This is a genomic window from Pantoea sp. BAV 3049, assembly GCF_009765445.1.
Lineage (GTDB): Bacteria > Pseudomonadota > Gammaproteobacteria > Enterobacterales > Enterobacteriaceae > Erwinia.
The window spans coordinates 2,275,714-2,296,558 of sequence record NZ_WHOY01000031.1; the positions used below are offsets into that span (position 1 = coordinate 2,275,714).

The window sequence follows — 20,845 nt, forward strand, 5'->3', positions numbered from 1 at the left end:
TTAGTCTTCCGGGGCAGGCTGCTGGCCTGCCCTCTGGGTGTTAGCTTACAGCGAGCAGGAAACGCAGCCTTCGACTTCGGTACCCAGCAGGGCCATCTGGCGCAGGCGGATGTAATAGAGCGTCTTGATACCTTTTTTCCAGGCGTATATCTGCGCCTTATTAATGTCGCGAGTGGTGGCGGTATCGCGGAAGAACAGCGTCAGCGACAGCCCCTGATCGACGTGGCGGGTGGCTTCAGCATAGGTATTGATAATCGCTTCAGGCCCGATGTCATAAGCATCGCGGTAAAACGCCTGGTTATCGTTATTCATAAATGGCGCAGGGTAATAGACGCGGCCGGTTTTTCCCTCTTTTCGAATTTCAATACGCGACACAATCGGGTGGATGCTGGAAGTGGCGTGATTGATATAAGAGATAGACCCCGTTGGCGGAATTGCCTGCAGATTCTGGTTGTAAATTCCGTGTTCCATGACCAGATTGCGCAGTTCCAGCCAGTCCTGCTGCGAGGGCAGGGTGAAACCGGCACGTTGAAACAGCGCGGCAATTTCTGCAGTGCGCGGCTGCCAGCTCTGATTCACATACTGTTCGAAGTATTCTCCGCTGGCATAGCGGGAATCCTCAAAACCGGCAAAACGCTCTCCGCGCTCCTGAGCAATCAGGTTTGAAGTGCGCAGCGCGTGGTAAGTGATGGTGTAGAAGTAAAGATTGGTGAAATCCAGCCCGGCTTCTGAGCCGTACTGAATGCCTTCACGCGCCAGATAGCCATGCAGGTTCATCTGCCCCAGACCAATAGCGTGTGACTGCGCATTGCCGCGCTCAATCGAAGGCACTGAGTTGATATGGCTTTGATCCGAGACTGCGGTCAGGCCGCGCACTGCGATTTCCACCGTGCGGGCAAAATCCGGAGAGTCCATGGTGTGCGCGATGTTCAGCGAGCCGAGATTGCAGGAAATATCCTTGCCGATGCGACGATAGCTGAGATCGTCGTTGTACTCGGTAGGCGTGTTGACCTGCAGGATCTCCGAGCAAAGATTGCTCATATTGATCCTGCCCTGAATCGGGTTCGCACGGTTCACCGTGTCTTCAAACATGATGTAGGGATAGCCAGACTCAAACTGAATTTCCGCCAGCGTCTGGAAGAACTCACGTGGATTAATAAAGGTGCGGCGAATGCGATCGTCGGCCAACATCTCTTCGTACTTCTCGCTGATGCTGATATCCGCAAACGGCTGACCGTAAATCCGCTCCACGTCATAAGGAGAAAACAACGCCATTGGCTGGTTAGTTTTCGCCAGCTGGAAGGTGATATCCGGGATCACCACGCCAAGCGACAGCGTTTTGATGCGGATTTTCTCGTCGGCGTTTTCTCGTTTGGTATCCAGAAAGCGCAGGATATCGGGGTGATGAGCGTGCAGATATACTGCGCCAGCGCCCTGACGCGCGCCCAGCTGGTTGGCGTAAGAGAAGGCATCTTCCAGCATTTTCATCACCGGGATCACCCCGGACGACTGGTTTTCAATACGCTTGATGGGGGCACCGGATTCACGCAGGTTCGACAGCAGAAACGCCACGCCGCCGCCACGTTTGGAGAGCTGCAGGGCCGAGTTTACCGCGCGGCCAATGGATTCCATATTGTCTTCGATGCGCAGCAGGAAGCAGGAGACCAGTTCGCCGCGCTGCTGCTTACCGCAGTTCAGGAAAGTCGGGGTGGCAGGCTGGAAGCGCCCGGCCAGCATCTCTTCCATCAGCGACAGGGCCAGCGTCTGGTCACCTTTCGCCAGCGTCAGAGCGACCATGCAGACGCGCTCGGTGAAACCTTCCAGATAGCGTTTGCCATCAAACGTTTTCAGCGTGTAGCTGGTGTAAAATTTCCAGGCACCAAGGAATGTCTGGAATCGGAAACGGCGTGCGTAGGCCTGTTCAAACAGCGAACTGACAAATTCGAATGGGTAAGCGTTAAGCACCTCCGCCTCGTAATAGCCTTCAGAAACCAGATACTGTAAGCGCTCGCCCACCGAATCAAAGGTGACGCTGTTCGGCAGCACGTGCTGCAGAAAATAGTGGCGGGTCGCCTCATGGTCTTTATCGAACTGAATTTTGCCGTCTGCGTCATAGAGATTAAGCATCGCGTTCAGCGAGTGGTAATCCGCTGCGGCCGGATTTGGGATTATGAGTGTACTTTCTGTCGCTGCCAAAATTCGGTTACTCCCTGAGATACGTTAGCGATGTCGTCACGGGTGCCCAGCAGTTCAAAGCGGTACAGGCACGGCACCTGACATTTCTGCGCAATGATGGTGCCTGCCAGACAATAGGCTTCACCAAAATTACGGTTCCCCGCGGCAATCACACCGCGGATTAGCTGGCGGTTACTGACATCGTTTAAAAACTGGATGACCTGTCTGGGCACTGCTCCCCTGGCCGTGCCGCCGCCATAGCTGGGGACAACCAGGATATAGGGTTGATCGACCCTCAGGCAGTGTTCACTCTCCAGCGGAATGCGCAGGGCGGGTAAGCCGGTGCGAAGGACAAAGCGATGCGTGTTTTCCGACTGGCTGGAGAAATAGACCAGTGTCGACATCTGCTCAGCCCCGCATGGCGGAGAACTGACGGAGGGCAGAGATTTTATCCGGGCGGAAACCGCTCCAGTGATCTTCTTCCGCCATCACCACCGGCACCTGGCGGTAGCCCATGGATTTCAGCGTTTCCACTGCGGCGGGTTCATGGTCGAGATTGACCAGCTGGTAATCGATGCCCTGCTTATCCATCGCATTTTTCGTCGCATTGCACTGGACACAGTTGTTCTTTGTGTAAATAATAATGCGCATGATTCGTATTTACCTTGTTGGCCGGATGACGTCTCGAATGGCACGATTTTTGCTGACTATCGTTACCGCCGGAGTGCCACATGTAGTGGCTGTCTCAATGAGTTAAATACTAGATATAGTGGTTTGGAATTGCAACCACGCAATATCCAGGTTTTTATGATTTCTTTATTCTGACCGTTGCGAAGCCTTGTCACCAGAGGCTTGAGGCCAGATAAAAAAAATCCCCGCAGCGCAAACTGCAGGGATTTCGGTGGGAAAGGACGGGATCAGTGACGGGAAGTTGTGGTAGTGGCAATCAGCGCGCCCACAAAAACGCCCAATGCAGTACCAATTCCCACGCCATGCCAGGGCTTGTCACGGACATAAGAATCAACGTGATCGCCAGCATCTTTTGCCGCCTGAGTAACACGGTTGCGGCCATGCAATTTAGCGCGGGTTTCTTTCAGCAAAGCTTCAGCACGTGAACGCGCGCCATCAACTTCATCCTTTGTTTTGCTGCCGTAAGATTTCAGCAGATCGTCAAGGGTATCAGCCAGCTGTGAAACGTCCTGATTGATATCAATGTCTTCGTTTTTAGGTGTCCGGTTAAACATTTATCTCTCCCCTGGATATGAAACGTACTATTAACTGTAGACCATTACAGAGATTTTTAGTGACCCGAACCGGGATCCGGGCCGTTTCTGGATTATTCCGAAAGCGCCAGCCCTTCACGCTGTTGTAAGGTTGCTGGGTTGGCACGTTTTAGAGGATTAAGCATGTATTTACGCCCTGATGAGGTTGCTCGCGTACTGGAAAAAGCGGGGTTTGAGATGGATGCGGTGACCGCAAAAGCCTATGGATACCGCCGCGGAGACAGCTACGTGTATGTGAACCGTGAAGCAAGGATGGGCCGTACCGCACTGGTGATCCACCCGACGTTAAAAGAAAAAAGCCACAGCTATGCGGAACCCGCTTCCGATATGAAAACCTGTGAACACTATGTGCAGTTTCCAATGTATCTGGCCGGTGACAATCAGGATCACTACGGCATCCCACACGGCTTCAGTTCGCGTGCGGCGCTGGAGCGTTACATCACTCTTATGTTCGGATAATCTCTGACGATCCTCGTGAATTCAGCGCATATCTGTACTGATGGCGCTGAAACCTCTCTTCTGCTGCACTCATCCCCACACTCTGTACCGTTGTTTTGCTGCGGAATAATCGGTATAACGCTGGCTTATGTGGAAGTTTAGACGTCTATACGGATAAATCAGCGATGCAGCAAACTCAGCAGGACACCGCGCAACAATTCAAACGCAGCATGAAAACCCGCCACTGCGGCCTGCCTTTTGTGGCGCTCTGTTATGGGGCTTACTGTTTCACGCAGTTGTTGAAGAAGCGCGATACCGCGAAGGAGATTCAGCATGTTTCCGACTGATATGACCGTGCAACAAAGGGTAGCCGCTGGCCTGGTGCTGGATGGCGCAATGGCGACCGAACTGGAAGCGCGCGGCTGCGATTTGACCGACGCGCTGTGGTCGGCGAAGGTACTGATTGAAAATCCGGAACTAATCTACCAGGTTCACTACGACTACTTTAAAGCGGGCGCACAAGTTGCTATTACCGCCAGCTATCAGGCTACGCCCCAGGGTTTTGCAAAGCGTGGGCTGAGTACAGGAGATTCGCTGCAGCTGATTGCCCGCAGCGTTGAGCTGGCCAGCCGCGCCAGAGGGGATTATCTTGCTGAGCATCCGGAGGCGGGAGCGTTGCTGATAGCGGGGTCTGTCGGACCTTATGGTGCTTTCCTGGCGGATGGCTCGGAATATCGTGGCGATTATTCGCTGCCGCAGCAGGAAATGATGGATTTCCATCGTCCGCGCATTCGAGCCCTGATTGATGCGGGTGCAGATATCCTGGCTTGTGAGACCCTGCCTTCCTTTGCGGAAATCCAGGCGCTGGTGGCTCTGCTACAGGAATTCCCGGCCACGCCAGCATGGTTCTCCTTTACGCTGCGTGACAGCGAACACCTGAGCGATGGCACGCCGCTAAGTGAAGTGGTGGCTCTGCTGGACGGTTGCCCGCAGGCCGTCGCGCTGGGCATTAACTGCATCGCACTGGATAAAGTAACCGCAGCGCTGGAAGCCCTTTCATCGCTGACTGCCAGGCCGCTGGTGGTCTATCCAAATTCTGGTGAGCAGTATGATGCCACCAGCAAAACATGGCACAGTGATGCTTCCACCTGCACACTGATTGATAATCTTCAGGTCTGGCAAAAAGTCGGTGCGAAGCTGATAGGCGGCTGCTGCCGGACCACGCCTGCCGACATCGCGGCCATTGCTCAACATTGCCGCTCGTGATAACCCACTGAAAATTTGCGTTATAACGCCCGCACTTGCCGGGTGTTAATAATGAAAACCCGCCTCACTGCGCTTAGACTATTCTGAATATTTAATCCGGCAGGAAGGCTTATGAGAAAGCTTTTATTGGCACTGGCTTCAGCGTGGTTGCTGAGCGGCTGTGCAACAATAGTGGGCGATAAAACCCAGGATGTGGCGATCCAGACGTGGCCTCAGGGCGTGAAGTTTGTGGTGCAGGATGAGACTGGAAGAGCAGTTGCTGAAGGTATCACCCCGAAAACCGTGACGCTTGAGAAATCTGACGGCAGTTACTTAGGCAAGAAAAAATATACGCTGCAGCTTGAGCGTGCGGGTTATGTCCCGCAGACCATCCCGCTGGAGGAGAGGGCTAACCTCTGGTATATCCTGGGCAACATCCCTCTGGGCGGTTTCCCGGGCTGGCTGATTGTCGACCCGTTCAACGGGGGGATGTATAACATTGAGCCAGCAAAAGTGCAGACCATTATGAATCCGGTGGGCGCGCGCGGCTGATAAATTGGGGCATTGGTAAGGTGCCCCGGAACAGAACGACTTATTGTGCGGTAGGCTGAACCATCGTATGAGGCGGCTTGTGCCTGGCCAGATACTGCGGCTGGAAGATGCACATGCGGATGGTATTACGGTATTCACCGTTGATGAAGAACTCATGGATCAGTTCCCCTTCAATTTCAAAACCTAACTTGGAATAGATGTGGATCGCCTTTTCGTTCTCTTTATCGACAATCAGGTACAACTTGTAGAGGTTGAGCACTGAGAAACCGTAATCCATCGCCAGCCTGACCGCTTTACTGGCCAGCCCTTTGCCCTGATGGCTGGGGGCGATGATAATCTGAAATTCTGCCCGGCGATGAATGTGATTGATCTCAACCAGTTCAACCAGTCCGGCCTTATCCCCTTCATATTCCACTACAAATCGGCGTTCGCTCTGGTCGTGAATGTGTTTGTCATAAAGATCGGACAGTTCGACAAACGCCTCATAAGGTTCTTCAAACCAGTAACGCATGACGCTGGCGTTATTATCCAGCTGGTGAACAAATCTCAGATCTTCCCGTTCCAGCGGACGGAGTTTGACACCCTGTTCTGCAGGCATGGCAGACATATATTTTCCTTGTTGCAGATGCATTATTGCCTGAAGAAGTATACGTCTGGCGGTGAGGAATGGCACTGAGCAGGGCAGGAGCTGGATCAATAACTGAGCCGCCAGCCGGAAAAAGTGGCTGGCGGTTTAACAGCGGTTAAGCTAAATCAGAAGTTGTAGCCAACCACCAGGTAGTAACCCCAGCCAGTGGATTTCACTTCGAACGGACCGTTGCCGAAGTTGAGTTCCTGGCCATCAGCCCACTGTCCGCCGTTGTGGAACCAGCGCGCTACGAAGGAGTAGTGCCAGTGATCATAGCCCAGCGAGAGGATATGGCTTGAGGCAATGGAATTGCTGGTGCGCGAAGCATCAGACTTGTCACGCAGGTCTGAACCCCAGTCAAAGTTGGTGAAGCCTACGTAGCTCAGGTTACCGCCCCAAAGGGTGGTGATTGGCACGAAGTATTTCACCTTGAAGCGATAACCATCCCAGCTGTTTTCATTGGCAGCACCGTAGTTCTCCCACTGATATTTGGCATAGACGTTCAGCGACAGGCCGACATCAGAATGGGTATCGATATCGGTGCCCAGCCCCATATACCAGGTATTCTGACGGTTCGCGCTGTTATGGCCCATATCGTAGATATAGTTGTTGGCAAAGTACCACTCTTTGAACGGGCCGAAGCTCAGATCGGTGTTGGTCAGCTTATCAATAGAGAAACGAGGTTCGATCTCCATAAACAGGGGAGAACCTTTGTCCCAGATGCCGCTGTCATTTGAATTACCCGCGCCGAAGAATTTAGGCACATCAACGTAACCATAAAAGTCGAACCAGTCTTTTTTGGCGAAGGCTTCATATTCCAGATAAACGTCGTTATTCAGACGAGGTCCAAAGCGGGTGTGGTAGCTACCCACCACGTTTACGCTCTGGTGCCACCAGTCGGAAACATATTCAGGACCATCGGTTGCAGCAAAAGAAGAGGCACTATAAGAAAGCGCAGCCAGGGCGCCAGCCATCACAATTTTATATTTCATTATATTACCACATGCTTATCGACCATTTTCTGCTGACAGCGCGATGGTCTTATTAAGACGTTATCAGGGGAGAAGTGGGTGGCTGTATTTACAGCGGAAAACACCCGTACCGGATGTTGTGGCAGTGTGCCGTCATCCGCGTTTAAGGAAATAGAGATTGATCACACTTGTCAAACCTTGTTTCATTTCAGTTCAATTAAAGTGTGATATGCATCACATATATAAGCATTCAGTGAGAGAGAGGATTCGGTGACGTTCTCAGATGAATTTTTACCGTGAGTAATCGTTTGCCTCGGTGGGGAAGTGAAATGGCTTCAACAAACTGGAACACAGTAGTGAATTTTGTGCACTGACAGGTGATATTTTTATAAGTTTTACTTATGGTTTTGCTCTGTATCCAGAATGGAGTGAGTTCGATTTTTATACAACTACAGGTCCAGGGCTGAGGTATTGTTTCTGTAGCAAGGCTGATATCAGGACGCAGTTTGTTATGAAAAAATATTAATCGGTGACACAAAAATTAATTTGAGTTAAGTAAATTATTTAACATTAAATTAATCTAAATTAACGTGAAGGAAATAAAAAAGCCCGGCCATAAGGCCGGGAAGCTCATCTTTAGATTTATGTACAGCCTTATTTCAGAGTAAGAATGAGGCAGTGAATGCTGGGGCATTAAGTGAATCATTCTTAACTGAAGTATCGATTATAAATATCACGACAGTAAAAACTAATACTTAAAGTGGGGAATTGGATATTTAATTTTATTAGTTTAGGGTATTTGGGTATGTATGTTATAATTTGAACAAAAAAGGATCGATTGTATCTTAATAAATACGAATCATTCCGGATATATTCTAAAGTGATTTTTGATTCATAATTTCTGATTTGAGTTAAGTTGCGTTTTAAGCGGTTTTTATATTTTAATGTTTATGGTAGTGGGAGGTGCCAATTTCGATGGCATTGTTAATTATTTGATAGTTTGTGATTTTTGATTGAAATTAGTGCTAATTATCAGGTAGTTACTTTTTTCTGGAGAGTGTTGCTCTAATTTTAGTCTTAGAGGTTGCACTGGTGTCGCAGAAGGTTATGAGATTCTCTGTTAGATTAATCTTAGGAGTACTGGTTATCAATAATAAGATTTAGATGAACTTTATGGTGGGTAAAGAAACATTATGCTGACTTAAAAGAATTTAGTGGGTAAATAAACGTTAAAAGAAAAGCAATAACAACCAAATGTAACCCAGAAAAAATATCACATCCCTTTATGAATTAAGCGCCACTCCCGGCCGAAGATGATTTCTGGCTGCCTGTTAATCCAGCCAGGGCTCCAGTGTAGTTTCGATCCAGGTGATGAAGGTACGGACCCGTTGCGAAAGATTACGCCGGTGGGCTACCACAAGTGATGCTGCGAGAGGTGCCGGACGCAGGCCGGGCAATATTTCCACCAGAGCACCCCGTTCAAGGTGGTGTCTGAGTGACGAATAGCCAGCCTGAATTAACCCAACACCTGCAAGTCCGGCTTCGTGATAGGTCTGTACGCTGTTGACTTGCATCACACCCGGCAGAGGAAGCGATGAATAGCCATCGCCGTCAGGATATTCCCATCCGGCGAGTCTGGAGCCAAATGTACGTGTGTAGTGAACCATCTGGTGTCCCTGATTGATCAAATCGTCGATGGTATGAGGCACACCATAGCGTTCCAGATAGTCCGGACTTGCCACATTTATCATACGCAGATGTCCGAGTGGCCGGGCAATGAGAGTTTCGTCAATGACGGGGCCGAGGCGGATTACACAATCAAAACCTTCCTGAACAAGATCGACACGACGGTCAGTGCTGGAGAGTTCCAGTTCCAGCTCTGGATGCGCTGAAAGCAGTTGTGGCAAGGCGGGAACGACCACGCTGCGTGCCAGCTCGGTTGGCATATCAACCCGTAATTTTCCCCTCAGCTGAGCATCTTTGTCTGCAAACATGGACTGCAACTCCTGCGCTTCTGCAAGCAGGTCACGCGCACGGGAATAAAAGACCCGGCCATCTTCCGTAAGCTGCACGCTGCGCGTGGTACGGTGCAGCAGTGCAACACCGACTTCCCGCTCAAGCTCCCGGATTACTGCGGAGACTCGTCCTTTTTGTGTTCCCATACTTTCGGCCGCACGGGTAAAGCTGGCCATTTCAGCAACACGCGAAAAAATTACCAGAGCATCAAGATTCTTCATTGTTCATCCTGAAGGGAACAGTGAGTTATTTATTGCGTTATTTATATCCTATCTTCCACACAATAGACTAGCCAAAACGTTCGTCCGCCTTGAAACGGCACGTCGCTATGGCGCACATGTCGCTGAAATTGCTCAGCAGTTGAACAACGGGAAATCCTAAGTTGCCCGTTTGCTGGCTGGGTTAAACACAGGTTTCAGTGCTTCGTTACAATAATTTATCAGGAAGAAAGTGATGAAATATAATCAACTGGGCCGGACAGGTCTCTTCGTCTCGGAGCTTTGTCTTGGCACCATGACGCTCGGCGGTAACCCCGATGCGGGAGTATGGTCGGAAATTGGGGCGCTTGATCAGCGTGAGGCTAACCTGCTGATTGCCGGTGCTTTTGCCCAAGGTGTTAACTTCATCGATACGGCTGATGTTTATTCTTTTGGCCAGTCAGAACGTAGGGTAGGTCAGGCCCTGAGAGATCTGGGAATAGCCAGGAGTGAGGTAGTTCTGGCTACCAAAACAGCGGGTGTAATGGGAGATAAACCCAACGATCAGGGCGCGTCACGCGGGCATATCATGGATTCGGTGCAAAGAAGCCTGGAGCGGCTTCAGGTAGATCATATTGATCTTTACCAGATTCATACCTGCGATCCGGTTACTCCCGTTGAGGAAACACTTCGGGCCCTTGATGACCTGACGCGGCAGGGATTAATTCGTTATGTCGGCGTTTCAAACTGGCCTGCAGGCAAGCTGGGTAAAGCTCTGGGGCTGAGCGAAGCGCTTCACGCCACTCGTTTCGAGACGCTGCAGGCGTATTATTCGATCGCCGGGCGAGACGTGGAGCGTGAACTGGTTCCACTGGTTACAGAAGAGAGGATGGGCCTGCTTGTCTGGTCGCCCCTTGCCGGTGGGTTACTCTCCGGGAAGTTTGGTCCCGGAGCCCCAACGGAAGAAGGTTCCCGGCGAAGCCACTTCGACTTTCCCCCCGTCGAACTTGCACAGGCATGGCGATGTGTGGCTGAGATGCGCACCATTGCCGATGCGCGTGGTGTCACAGTGAGCAGGATAGCGCTTGCCTGGTTACTTTCCAGACCACAGGTTACCAGCGTTATTATCGGTGCAAAACGTCTTGAGCAGCTCGAAGACAATCTCGCTGCGGTCGATATTGTTCTGAGTGAAGATGAGCTTGAACGGCTCGATTCAGTCAGCGCACTTCCTCCTTACTATCCCGGCTGGATGATAGATCACCAGAATGCAGGCAGGTATCCGCATCCTGTTTAGGGGAGTAAAGAACCAAGGGAGTTAATACTTCGCAGGATACATTACAGACATAAAAAAGCCCACAAGGTTATCACCGTATGGGCTCCCAGGACTTCTGCGGACGTCCTGACTGGTCCTGTCAGCTCTGGCCGGAGTAGGGGAGGCGGAGATATTTATGCTGGACGGTTGATGAGCGCCAGATTTCGGCCGCTGCCAGGTGTTGTGTAGTCGAGCCAGGTGCCTCTCTCTTTTTGTGACTGGACTGCATTTTGCATCATTACCAGGCCTGGCTTTAAAACCGGGTTTGTTATCTTTTATTTTGTTAGATATTTTTTTAAAATATATAATTAACGCTAATTCTATAAGAAGAAAAGACGATACAACAGTTAACAGTATGTGATTGGGCCAGATTTTATATGATATACCACCCAGTATAATGGCTATGCAAACAGGGAAGTAACCAAAAATAAAATCATCTTTAATAGAGCTAGACCATACTGCAAATAATCTATTCATTTTATTAGTCTCGTGATATCTGATGCGATTTTATTATCGGGAACTGTGCTTTTGTAGTTTTTCCCCGATTCTAACTTTACATGGTATACCTAAGCGTAAATCGATGTTGTTTAGTCGAAGGTATAACATACAGGCTGTAGACTGCCCTAACGGCTACTGTCAGCCCTGGCTGGAAAAGTGTTAGCAGAGATATCAATATATTTTCTTAATCCCATTGGGCGGCTCACACCGCGAGGAGCGGAGAACGGCAACTTAAACATCGGCGATTCCGGGACTTTTATCGTCCAGATCGTATCGCCAATGAAACTAAACCTTACGGAGTGGGGCGAAACTGTCAGTCCTTCAAAATGACCTGAAGCGTAAACACCTCCGATAACCAGTTTCTCAACTATTCCCTGAGGAAGCTCGATCAGTAGAACCGTCAAGGTTTCTTCAAAGATAATGTCATCAGTCACGAACAAAAGATAACGATACGCATCAACTATTGTTGCGGCTTCCAGCACTTTACCAGGAATGATGATCCCTGTTGGGTGGCTTTCAATCAAAACCTCAGACTCAGCCTGGGAGGTATTCGTTGCTTCAGTCACTTCTGTTAGCGCTACTGTAGTAACTTCTTTCATGTTCAGTTCAGCCGTTTGTCCATAGAGAGTGTTCTTCAGAAGCCTTCAATCTTTCAGCTACAACCAGTCTCAGAGGTGTTGATGCATATTGATGCCAGATATGAATATAGCAAGAAAGCTTATCAAATCGAACTGAACACTTTGCTTATATGCATCTTCATAATCTATGAGAGCATGAAAAGAACATCACCACAATGTTGCAGGCCAAACCTTTCACAAAGTTATGTCGGAACCATTAAAAGAGCTGAAGATGCCAGGGTACCAAGCGGTATTTGTCCGAGTCGTGTATATTGTCGATATCATGCCAGATGGAATGAAAACGTAGCATTTTTTAACTTAAAAATTATCTATGACAGCTTCCTGTTATTCCATAACCATCCTGTTGTGCTTATTTGACAGTGGTTTTTCCTGCATAAAAAACTGGCACGGCGTAAGCCAGTTTTTTATTTTTTATTCTTACTGAAAGGATTAAGGTTAGGGTGTTTTTTTCGATAAAAGTACAAACCGACAGGAATTAATATAATATAGAAAATAATGGACTCCCAAGCATATTTAGGCCAGAATATCATCGCAATGATTGAGAATGCTATTATGCTGGCGACGGGGATGTATGCAACAATGATGTCATCAATAAAATCATCCCATAGTAGCTTAAGTAATTTTTTCATTTGATTAATCTCATTATGTCTGATGCTATCTCATTTTCGCTCTTCATTGAATAACTGGTGGTATCAATCTTTGAGAATATTGGCTCAATAATGAAGTAAAGCATTTCAAGCTCGGCTTGATACAAGGCTGCGTATACCATCGGTTTACGAGATTTTAATCGGCTGGCAGCATCAGCAGCAACCTTAACGTATGAGTAAACGCCTACCGCAAGAACTCCCCATTTTGATACACTCGTCGTGAAACTATCGATAGCAATTCGCATTCCAAAACCAGAACAAATAGCAGTTGAAATGGAGAAGGTAAAGGCTTTACTTGTGTATCTACTACTCGCGAATCCTGCGCCTTTTTGTAGAAGAATTAAATGTATTTTGTTTATTTTTTCTTCAGACTGTCCACCTAACATGTCTTTAACCATTATCTGGACAATGTTGAATACTACATCTGGATGAAGAGTCAACTTCACCAATGCTTTAATAAATCTTATATCCTCGTGCTTTAAATTAGAGCAAACATCCTGGTAGTTTTCAAAGAAACAAGATGAATACCATGTTAGCCGGGTGAATCCTGACGCAATTTTATTAGCCTGCTCCAGTGCCATACGACCCGATCCTTGGACACCTTTATCCAAAAGAATGGCCAGTTGTTTATCAGCTTGTAATTTATCGCTAATTAGTTGGTTGTAAATCACTTTTCCCTCTCAAATTCTTCCTTACGTAGAGTGGCTAACCGATCTCCCTTGCTGTGCAGGACTGAAACAATATTTGGTAGTCGATTAACCTCCGTTACTATGTGGTTTAGCAAGTGGATTGTAAACAGTTAAGTGGAGACCGTAGCAAATTGCTTGCAGAGTTAATACTATGTTTACGCTGTGTTTTTTCACAGTGATTATGGAGCAAAGACAGTAATTTGAAAGGGATGGGTGAGGCTTTATTGATGGCGGCGGGGTGTTCTCTAAGCGCCCGGAAGAATGTGGCGGTGGTTTCTGATTTGGCTCTAGATCGCGTGATCCCGTTTCCGACACTAATTCAGTCATGATCAGGAATAACGGGATTATGTAAGCATCCCTGTAAAGCGGACCATTCACTTTCAGAGATCTTCCGGCATACTGACTATGTCCCGTAAGGAGATCGCCATGCGTAAAGCCCGATTCACCGAACACCAGATCATCGCCGTTCTGAAGTCCGTCGAAGCCGGACGCACCGTGAAGGATGTCTGCCGGGAAGCCGGTATTTCCGAAGCCAGTTATTACAACTGGAAAGCGAAGTCTGGCGGTATGGAAGCCTCTGATATCAAAAAGATGAAAGATCTGGAGGATGAGAACCGCCGTCTGAAACAGATGTTTGCAGATCTGAGCCTTGAGAATCGGGCGTTAAAAGATGTCATTGAAAAAAAGCTTTAAAACCAGCGATAAAGCGTGAGCTGGTCAGCTATCTGACCGCGCAGTTTGCCCTGAGCTTACGTCAGGCATGCAGGACATTGTCGCTGAGCAGGACGGTGTATTTTTATCAGCCAGACACACAGCGTGATGAACCGGTGATCCGGATGTTGACTTAAGCGGCTGAACGTTATCCACGCTACGGGTTTAAGAAGCTGTTTCAGGTCCTGCGCCGACAGGGACATGGCTGGAATCATAAAAGGGTTTACCGGATTTACTGCCTGCTGAAACTGAATTTTCGCCGTAAGGGAAAACAACGCCTGCCGGTGCGTAATCCGGCTCCGCTGGCGACGCCAGAGGCGATGAACCAGAGCTGATCTCGCTGACACTGGCACAATGGGCAGAAGAGCATGGTGTGATGCTGGAATTTATCAGGCCCGGCAAGCCCACGCAGAATGCCTTTATCGAGCGCTTTAACCGGACGTACCGGACAGAAATACTGGATTTTTATCTGTTCAGAACACTGAATGAAGTACGGGAAATAACAGAGCGCTGGCTGGCTGAATATAACAGCGAACGCCCTCATGAATCCCTGAATAACCTGACGCCGAAAGAATACCGGCTGATGGCTGAAACCCCGGAAATCTCAAAAAGTGTGTGGAACTAAAACGGGTGTACTTACACTGCTTCAATGACATCAGGAGGAAATCCTTCCTCATTGAGTGCCGTACTAGCGATAGAACGTAAACCGTGTGATACGAGTAAACCTCCTAAGCCAGCACGCTTGAGTGCTGCATTCACTGTTTGGCTGTTCATTGGCTGCGTTGGTTTAATGCGACTGGGAAAGATAAACTCTCGGCCACCACTGAGTGATTTCATCATTTCCAGAATAGAGAGAGCCTCATTGGATAGTGGAACCGTATGGTCCCGGTTCATCTTCATTCGGGCTGCTGGAATTTTCCATTCGCTAGCATCAAAATCGATCTCATCCCATCTAGCCTCAGCAGCTTCGGCAGGGCGGGTGATGGTGAGAAGCTGCCACATGAACAGAGACACCGCGTGGACACACTGATACTTGCCGTACGCATTGTTTGCATTAACTGTGGAAGTTGATCCGGGCGGATACTCGGCATGTTTTTCTTCTGCGGTTTCTCGAATGCTTTCCCGATGTTTACGCTGGGAACCGCATCAATCAGGCCCGAGTTCTGGGCGTAAATCATGACTTCGTTAATACGCTGACAAAGGCGGCGAACAGTCTCTAATGCCCCTCTAGCCTGAACAGGCTGCACTGCTTTAACCAGAGTATGAGCCTTAATCTCAGTGACACTGATATCACCGATTGCTGGGAAAATATCTCTCTCAAGCGAACGCCAGATGTCGTCGGCATAGTCCTCTGTTACGCTGGCTTTCTTCACATTCCACCAACGCTCAGCAACTAACAGGAAAGTGTTGGTTTTGGCCTCTTGAGAATTTCTCACCTGTTCTTTCTGATGCTCCTGAGGATCAATGTCTTTCGCCAATAAAACTTTAGATTCGGCTCTGAGTTTACGTGCATCAGAAAGCGAGACGGCAGGGTAGGCACCGAAGCTCTGTTTGGCTCGCTGCTTGGTCAGAGGTCGATAGTAATGGAACTGCCAGAGCTTGCTACCACTGGACTTGATTAACAGAGTAAGCCCGTCACCATCATACAGCTGGTAATCGGCATCTTTAGGTTTGGCGGCTTTGATTTCCGTATCCGTTAGCGGCTTGGTTTTTCTTGCCATGGGAGTCTCCATGCGTTTAGGCCCAACGAAAACAATAGAGCTTTTCGTTGGGCCTATCAATGGGCCTAAAAGGTTCGGATTTAATTAGTTCTCTTCGGACTTCGCGGGACAAATGACAGGCACAAAAAAGCCCGCAGGGCTTGCGCCGTGCGGGCTCTTAGGACTTCATCGGAGCTGGCGGAGTCTGTATTTATAACTTATCTTTATGAATATAAATAAAAAATCTGAATTGATTTTAAGTGCGTATACCAAAGCGTATACCAATTACTTTTATTAAGACGTATATGGAGTAGGGCACAGCGTACTTCCTCACATCAAAATTGTTTACCTAATGCACATTTAATGTTACTTGAAGTAGATCGCAACGCTGAAATTTTGTACGTCTGAAATTCATTCCCGATAACTGCTTACGTTGAGCAAAGCACTGGATTTAGGTTAAGCCATGTTCTTTATGAGCAAAAGCAAGCATAGAACCGTTGGATACAAATCACAGCAAAAATAAGAAAACATTCCTTTCTTATTGAAAGGTAAAAATTAAATAAATCGAATAGGGGCGCGCCCGGTACTTGACATTTTGCACTTCCGGGAATTTTTTCCTGCGTGGTTCCGGCGATCGAACAGCCAAATGCCGCGATGTGCCTCAGCATAGGCCTACAGGACACTACATATATTGATGATGTCAGTTAAACATGATACCAGATGTAGGATTGTGGTTGCAGCAAACTGAGATGCGGGCCACTTGACAGAATGGCCGTAACATCCAGTTTAAGGGATGGAAGCCAGACATGGTAGAATTCCTATATACACAGATCTTGTTACCCAACTATTTAGCCCGGATGGCACTATGACAAAGCAAACCCTAGTAGAGAGATTTAAGGCGCTTGAGCAGGATTATGAAGCATTGCTTTCTACAAAATATATTGACCAAAGTGTTCTCACTCACAAAATGGAAACTTATGTTGATTCTGGTAAATACAAAAACTGGATTGCCAGAGTGAAAAAGTTAATCGAGGACAGCTACGGAAAACAGTCAGACTATTATAATGACTTTAATACGGTAAGTAGTAGCTGGTCTACTAATTATAACACGCTGATAAGAAGTTATAAGCCGTTGTTTGATGCTGCGAGAGATGACCTTTCGCACTCCGCAGTCAGTGCTGAAACATCTGTGGAGGGTTCAGCACTAGGTCTCGTATTGAATATTTTGAACAGGTTTCCGGCCTTTGTCCGTCAATTAAAGAGACGATATAATGGCCGTGCGCCGCTTGAAGTTAACGATGAGTATGACGTGCAGGATTTGGTTTATGCGCTGCTGACTTTGCACTTTAATGATATCAGAGCGGAAGAGTATACCCCCAGCTTTGCGGGCGCAGCTTCAAGACAGGACTTTCTTTTGAAAAAAGAAAAAATTGTGATCGAGGTGAAGAAAACCCGTGAATCACTGGGAGCCGGTAAGGTCGGCGGAGAGCTACTTATTGATATGGCCCGCTACCGCGCTCATCAGGACTGCGAAACGCTGATATTGTTTGTGTATGACCCTGATGGTTACATAAATAACCCTTTAGGTGTGAAAGCCGATTTGGAATCTGGAGATGCGGAAGGAAAGGTGAAGGTGGTTATTGCGCAGTTCTGACACAGTAAGTATCAATCTGGAAATAAAAGTTTGCCACAGTGTCAGTGGGTTGAAAATAACAAAATTCGGCAGGCCAGAAACTGGAAAAAATACCTATTCTTTCCAGTGTGGTTAAAGTAGCACTGCATGATGTCAGGGTCCAGCGATATAATTGATTTATAATGATTGACCTCTCTCTATATAGGCTGATACGAATGAATAGGATATACCACTACACCGACCTGAACGGACTCAAGGGCATCGTTGAAAATCATTGTCTTTGGGCGACCAATGTACATTTCCTTAATGACGAAGAGGAAATGAATCATGGGATTACTGCTTTCGAAAATGCACTTAAACATCTGAATGAAGATCTGAGTGAAAAAAGCATCAGTATCTTAAGAAATACACTATATGGGCACCAGTTATTTCGGGGGAAACATAATTATAATATCTCATTCTGCCAGAACTCAGACCTGCTTAGTCAGTGGCGAGGCTACGCCGCATCGCAGGGTGTATGCCTGGAGTTTGACAGTGAAGAGTTAGAAAACTCCCTCGATTTTCGTGGGTCTAACATTTTATCTCAGAGAGTTTTTTATTCCAGCCCTGATTCTACTCTGGAAGCGAAAACGGAGATTCTAAATTTTTTACAGCAAGAGAAAATTATTGAGGAAAGTATAGGGAAGCCGCTTTTTGAATATGCAGGTGCTAATGAAATCATTAATAGATTAATACCGTTTTTCAAGCACGAGAGTTTTCGGGAAGAAAGCGAATACCGGATTATCATACAACCGGATGTAAACTCAGCACCGGTTAAGTTCAGGGTAAATCAGCACGGTCTCATTCCTTATCTTGAAGTAAAGGCAAGCACAGATAACGCTACTAACGGACGCCTGCCCTTAAAAAGCGTAAAGATCGGCCCCTGTAAAAACCGGGCGTTCATGAAGCAAGGTATTGAGTTTCTTCTTCATTACAATGGATACAGAAAAACAAAAATTTCTTACACTAGTGCGCCTTTCCGTGCCTAACCAAAAGTTAAACTTATTAGACAGGATGACTATAACGTCCAGTGATTAGAAATAAATGCAGATCCGCTTACGACACATAGCGAAACAAATAGATCATTCGCTCGTTAAGAAGGGGGAGCGCCTAGAAAAAGATTTTACAGAAAACCCTTCACACTATTCACTCTGCGATTTTGTTTATATATATCAGATGATTACCCGATGAATGATAGGTGTAGGGTGAAGGATATTATTCATCACCGGTGAAGTTCAGGCATAAAAAACCGGCTTTCGCCGGTTTAGATAGTCATGCTGCTGGAGGGGCGTCGCACTTCGGCAGCCAGTCAGTGCTGCTTTCGTCCGTCAGGTCAAGGTTGGTCTGCATCCCCAGCTTTGTCCGGCGTTTCATGTAGTGCTGTCCGTATTCCCGCATGATGCTCTCCAGCGACAGGCCAAACATATTCATGCTGAGCGGATTCTTATAGCCGTTGGCTTCCATATAGGCCAGATAGGCGTGATAAAGGTAACGCCTGGGCTGAAGCGGCCTGATGCTGGCGTTACCCATGTAAAGCGCATTTGGCTCGGGCGTGGTGAACAGGTAGCCGCAGAAGTCCACCATCGGATCTGCATCGCGCTTGATGCGCATCGCCTCGTCGGAGTTCTGCTGCGACTGAAGCAGCGAGTGGGCCTGCTGCGGCTGGCTGAACTGCTGCATCAGCTGGCGCACAATGACGGCCAGCTCCCCGCTGATTTTTTCCTTCAGCTGCGGGTCGCGCTCGTCTGCCGGAATTATTTCCGGGAAGTGCAGTATCACCCGGCGGCGCGACACGCCCCCGCTGCGGTCGGTGAAGCGCATCGGGTTGTTGTTCACCGCCAGAATCACCGCCGCGCGTTCGCGCGACGACTCCAGCGTTTCAATGGTGGCTGAGGTGGTGTTGTCCGTTCCGGCCAGCATGGTGGCGATTTCTGCCATGATGCTTTTGCCACTGCCGCCGGGGCCGGTGACCTCCAGAAACAGCTGCCAGCCGTAGCGGTTCGCCAGCACCATAAACAGCGCGGCCAGAATGATGTCGCGTTTGGCCGGGTCACGTCCGGCGGCGCGGTCGAGCCACTGCCAGAAGTGCGGTGCGTGGTCTGCCAGCGTTTCACCCTGAACAGGCTTCGTGTAGTCCACCTCACTGACCGTGCGCAGCCAGAAGTCTTTACTGTGCGGGCTGAAGTCGCCGGTGCGGGTGTCCAGCACGCCGTTACGAAAGCCAATCAGGCGGCGCGCCGGGTCGGCCTGCTGCGGCAGCATCAGCTTCAGCGTCTCCACTACGCCCGAAATCTTGCCCGCCGAAAACGGCGCGCGCAGGCGCTGGAACAGCTTCGCCACGTCCCGCTCAAACTGCTTCCCGGAAATCACCTTCCACGCGCCGGAGCGGTAGCGGGACAGAATTTCTCCGCTGGCGTCCACGGCCAGCGCGCTGCGGTAGTGCTCCGCAACCCGCTCCGCCTTTTCACTGGCGCTCATGGCTGAAAACTCCGCCTCGCTCATCACGTCGAACGGACTGGCGACGGGCGGCGTGGCGGCTCCGGCCAGCGCCCGCCGGGTGCTTTCTTCACCGTGCTGCATGAAGGCGTCATTCCAGTCACCGAACACCGGCGGCAGGGCCACGGCTGCGCGGCTGGCTTCGGCTGCCTGCTTTGCTTTTTTCTGGCCGTCGCCGTTCAGGTCGCGGTCGGCGGCAATCAGCAGCGGCAGCGCGGCGTGCTTTTCACGGGCAAGGCCAGCCAGAGAAAGGAGATTGACGGACGACAGGGCAATCCACACCTCATCCCCGGTCAGGTTGTGCACCGTCAGACCGGTGGCGTAGCCCTCCGTCAGCCAGATGCGCGCTGCCGGTTTGCCGGTGCTGAGAATGTGGCACGCGCCTTTTACCTGTCCACCCTTCAGCGTACGCTTTTCACCCGCGGCGTTAATCAGCTGCACGTTCACCAGCTGGCCGCCCGTATCGTGCAGGGGAACGAGCACATCACCGGCACGATAGGCCGTGAGTGCGACTTTCTGCGGCTTCGCCAGCGTCAGGCAGGACTGCTCCGGCCAGCCTTTGCGGGACAGGTAGGCGTTGCCGGTTGTCTGCTGCGCGGTGCTGACCAGCTGCTGTGCCTGCTTTATGGCGGCGGCACGGGCTGCTTCGTTATCTTCGCCTGCGCTGGCGGCAGGCGAGCTGTCCACCGGTGACAGGCTGCCGGTCAGGCCGTTTACCCGCGCAGCGGCTTCGGTCAGGCTCAGTGAGAGGGCCTTTTTCACCAGGTCCATGCCGTCACCGGCACCGCACTGATTACAAATCCATGTGCCGCGCCCCTCCTGGTCGTCAAAGCGGAAGCGGTCGGTTCCGCCGCATACCGGGCAGGAAGTATGGCGGTTCTTTACCACCTTCACGCCCAGCGCGGGCAGGATGCGGGGCCACTGGCCCCGCGCGGCCTTTGCCGCGTCTGATACGGTCATTTTCATTCTTCTTTTCT

Annotated in this window: 18 protein-coding genes and 2 pseudogenes; 8 read left to right on the forward strand and 12 right to left on the reverse strand. The window is 49.4% G+C overall.

All coding sequences use genetic code 11. The features are described 5' to 3' along the window. Positions 1-45: 45 nt before the first annotated feature. The 4 genes from nrdE to GSQ70_RS11510 form a co-directional block, all read right to left on the reverse strand. Positions 46-2,172, reverse strand: a complete 2,127-nt coding sequence (nrdE, locus tag GSQ70_RS11495; RefSeq protein WP_199257325.1) for a class 1b ribonucleoside-diphosphate reductase subunit alpha — start codon at positions 2,170-2,172, stop codon at positions 46-48. Next, positions 2,169-2,579, reverse strand: a complete 411-nt coding sequence (nrdI, locus tag GSQ70_RS11500; protein ID WP_158782665.1) for a class Ib ribonucleoside-diphosphate reductase assembly flavoprotein NrdI — start codon at positions 2,577-2,579, stop codon at positions 2,169-2,171. Before nrdI ends, nrdE begins: the two co-directional genes overlap by 4 nt. A 4-nt stretch (positions 2,580-2,583) precedes the next feature. Next, complete coding sequence (gene nrdH, locus GSQ70_RS11505; RefSeq protein ID WP_158782666.1) at positions 2,584-2,826, reverse strand: glutaredoxin-like protein NrdH; 243 nt, start codon at positions 2,824-2,826, stop codon at positions 2,584-2,586. Between the two features lie 266 nt (positions 2,827-3,092). After that, entirely contained in the window at positions 3,093-3,419 is a 327-nt protein-coding gene (locus tag GSQ70_RS11510; protein WP_158782667.1) for a DUF883 family protein, read from the reverse strand. Between the two features lie 162 nt (positions 3,420-3,581). On the opposite strand from GSQ70_RS11510, the gene GSQ70_RS11515 reads away from it, so the two are divergent. The 4 genes from GSQ70_RS11515 (at position 3,582) to GSQ70_RS11530 (ending at position 5,693) form a co-directional block, all read left to right on the forward strand. Further along, complete coding sequence (locus GSQ70_RS11515) at positions 3,582-3,917, forward strand: DUF2002 family protein (RefSeq protein ID WP_158782668.1); 336 nt, start codon at positions 3,582-3,584, stop codon at positions 3,915-3,917. 164 nt (positions 3,918-4,081) lie between these two features. Further along, the gene (locus GSQ70_RS11520; RefSeq protein ID WP_158782669.1) at positions 4,082-4,243 is read left to right on the forward strand and encodes a hypothetical protein; all 162 of its coding nucleotides are present in this window, start codon (positions 4,082-4,084) and stop codon (positions 4,241-4,243) included. 1 nt (position 4,244) lies between these two features. Beyond that, the gene (mmuM, locus tag GSQ70_RS11525) at positions 4,245-5,162 is read left to right on the forward strand and encodes a homocysteine S-methyltransferase (RefSeq protein WP_370521110.1); all 918 of its coding nucleotides are present in this window, start codon (positions 4,245-4,247) and stop codon (positions 5,160-5,162) included. 111 nt (positions 5,163-5,273) lie between these two features. Further along, positions 5,274-5,693 carry a hypothetical protein gene (locus tag GSQ70_RS11530; RefSeq protein ID WP_158782671.1) on the forward strand — a complete coding sequence of 140 codons (420 nt, stop codon included), beginning with the start codon at positions 5,274-5,276 and terminating at the stop codon, positions 5,691-5,693. A gap of 40 nt (positions 5,694-5,733) precedes the next feature. Here the strand turns inward: GSQ70_RS11530 and speG are convergent, their stop codons facing one another. The 3 genes from speG to GSQ70_RS11545 form a co-directional block, all read right to left on the reverse strand. Then, entirely contained in the window at positions 5,734-6,291 is a 558-nt protein-coding gene (speG, locus tag GSQ70_RS11535; RefSeq protein WP_158785290.1) for a spermidine N1-acetyltransferase, read from the reverse strand. 155 nt (positions 6,292-6,446) lie between these two features. Further along, positions 6,447-7,313 (reverse strand): nucleoside-specific channel-forming protein Tsx, encoded by an 867-nt coding sequence (locus tag GSQ70_RS11540; protein WP_158782672.1) that lies wholly within the window; start codon positions 7,311-7,313, stop codon positions 6,447-6,449. A 1,310-nt stretch (positions 7,314-8,623) separates the two neighbouring features. Continuing rightward, positions 8,624-9,529: a LysR substrate-binding domain-containing protein gene (locus GSQ70_RS11545; protein WP_158782673.1), complete on the reverse strand. Its 906-nt coding sequence runs from the start codon at positions 9,527-9,529 to the stop codon at positions 8,624-8,626. A 232-nt stretch (positions 9,530-9,761) separates the two neighbouring features. Between GSQ70_RS11545 and GSQ70_RS11550 the strand changes: the two genes are divergently transcribed. After that, positions 9,762-10,799 (forward strand): aldo/keto reductase, encoded by a 1,038-nt coding sequence (locus GSQ70_RS11550; protein ID WP_158782674.1) that lies wholly within the window; start codon positions 9,762-9,764, stop codon positions 10,797-10,799. A 641-nt stretch (positions 10,800-11,440) separates the two neighbouring features. Here GSQ70_RS11550 and GSQ70_RS11555 read toward each other — a convergent pair. The 3 genes from GSQ70_RS11555 to GSQ70_RS11565 all read right to left on the reverse strand — a co-directional run bounded on the left by GSQ70_RS11555 (position 11,441) and on the right by GSQ70_RS11565 (position 13,271). Further along, a complete protein-coding gene (locus tag GSQ70_RS11555) occupies positions 11,441-11,914 on the reverse strand; it encodes a hypothetical protein (protein ID WP_158782675.1) in 474 nt (157 codons plus the stop codon). A 443-nt stretch (positions 11,915-12,357) separates the two neighbouring features. Further along, positions 12,358-12,582 carry a hypothetical protein gene (locus GSQ70_RS11560; protein ID WP_158782676.1) on the reverse strand — a complete coding sequence of 75 codons (225 nt, stop codon included), beginning with the start codon at positions 12,580-12,582 and terminating at the stop codon, positions 12,358-12,360. Further along, on the reverse strand, positions 12,579-13,271 hold the full coding sequence (locus tag GSQ70_RS11565; protein ID WP_158782677.1) for a hypothetical protein: 693 nt from the start codon (positions 13,269-13,271) through the stop codon (positions 12,579-12,581). Before GSQ70_RS11565 ends, GSQ70_RS11560 begins: the two co-directional genes overlap by 4 nt. Before the next feature lie 444 nt (positions 13,272-13,715). On the opposite strand from GSQ70_RS11565, the pseudogene GSQ70_RS11570 reads away from it, so the two are divergent. Beyond that, a pseudogene (locus GSQ70_RS11570) lies at positions 13,716-14,625 on the forward strand (integrase core domain-containing protein). A 17-nt stretch (positions 14,626-14,642) separates the two neighbouring features. Here GSQ70_RS11570 and GSQ70_RS11575 read toward each other — a convergent pair. Next, positions 14,643-15,721, reverse strand: a pseudogene (locus GSQ70_RS11575) (integrase domain-containing protein); the annotation flags it as partial. Between the two features lie 844 nt (positions 15,722-16,565). On the opposite strand from GSQ70_RS11575, the gene GSQ70_RS11580 reads away from it, so the two are divergent. Both GSQ70_RS11580 and GSQ70_RS11585 read left to right on the forward strand, forming a co-directional pair. Next, positions 16,566-17,354 carry a malate dehydrogenase gene (locus tag GSQ70_RS11580; RefSeq protein WP_158782678.1) on the forward strand — a complete coding sequence of 263 codons (789 nt, stop codon included), beginning with the start codon at positions 16,566-16,568 and terminating at the stop codon, positions 17,352-17,354. A 161-nt stretch (positions 17,355-17,515) separates the two neighbouring features. Next, positions 17,516-18,361 carry a DUF2971 domain-containing protein gene (locus tag GSQ70_RS11585; protein ID WP_158782679.1) on the forward strand — a complete coding sequence of 282 codons (846 nt, stop codon included), beginning with the start codon at positions 17,516-17,518 and terminating at the stop codon, positions 18,359-18,361. Between the two features lie 283 nt (positions 18,362-18,644). Here the strand turns inward: GSQ70_RS11585 and GSQ70_RS11590 are convergent, their stop codons facing one another. After that, positions 18,645-20,834, reverse strand: coding sequence for a primase-like DNA-binding domain-containing protein (locus GSQ70_RS11590; protein WP_158782680.1), 2,190 nt, complete (start codon positions 20,832-20,834; stop codon positions 18,645-18,647). Between the last annotated feature and the right edge of the window lie 11 nt (positions 20,835-20,845).